Genomic DNA, 980 nt, shown 5'->3' with positions numbered 1-980 from the left:
CCCAGGTGCGCGCCGACCGCCGTGGCGACGGCCACCGGAAGGAACAGCACCCCGGTCCTGAGGGCGCTGTGGCCGCGTACCTCCTGAAGAAACACGGACCCCAGGAAGAACAGCGAGATCAGCAGCGCGGTGGCGACCAGCATCAGATACGAGCCCACGACGACCGGCCGGCGCCGGAGCACCGCCAGGTCGATCAGCGGCGTGCGCTGGACGCGCTCGACGGCGACGAACACTCCGTAGAGCGCCGCCGCGACGGCCACCGGAATCAGCGTCCGGGGATGCGACCAGCCCGTGTCGCCCGCCGCGACCAGGCCGTAGATCAGCGACCCCGTACCAGCGGTGACCAGGAGCGCACCCGGCACGTCCAGGCGGGCCGGGCGCGGTGCGCGGGCGGGGACGACGGCGGGCAGGGCGAGCAACAGGGCCGCCCCTATGGGCACGTTGACGTAGAAGATCCACTCCCAGCCCGGGCCGTCGGTCAGAACCCCGCCGAGCAGCACGCCGAAGGCCGCGCCCGCGCCGCCGATCGCCGCCCACACGCCGAGCGCACGATGGCGGTCGCGGCCGTGGAAGGACGTCGTGACGATCGCGAGGGCGGCCGGCGAGAGCAGTGCGGCGCCGATGCCCTGGGCGGTGCGTCCCGCGAGGAGCGTCGTCGCATCCGACGCGAGCCCGGTGACGAGGGACGCGACCGTGAAGAGGGCGAGCCCGGCGAGCAGTGTGCGGCGCGCCCCGAGGACGTCGGCGAGCCGACCGCCGAGCAGCATCAGGCCGCCGAAACACAAGGTGTACGTCGTGACGACCCAGGTCAGGGCGGTCCTGTCCAGGTCGAGTTCGGCGGCCATGCTCGGCAGCGCGACGTTCACCACGGTGACGTCGAGCACCAGCATGAACTGGGCCAGGCAGAGGAGTGTGAGCGCCACCCAGGGGCGTGGGCTCGAGGGTGGCGGTGAGGCCGTGTGGGGCGCGGTGGCCGGGGG

Annotated in this window: 1 protein-coding gene; it reads right to left on the bottom strand. The window is 73.5% G+C overall.

What is annotated here, in order from left to right; genetic code table 11:
- On the bottom strand, positions 1–923 hold a 923-nt coding region (locus E2651_RS43405; protein WP_245239568.1), incomplete at its 3' end, for an MFS transporter.
- Positions 924–980: the final 57 nt, after the last annotated feature.

The organism is Streptomyces sp. MZ04, from assembly GCF_004684775.1.
In the GTDB taxonomy this organism is placed as follows: Bacteria; Actinomycetota; Actinomycetes; order Streptomycetales; family Streptomycetaceae; genus Streptomyces.
The sequence above is the reverse complement of the archived record's forward strand: the minus strand, read 5'-3'. Positions and strand labels throughout refer to the sequence as shown.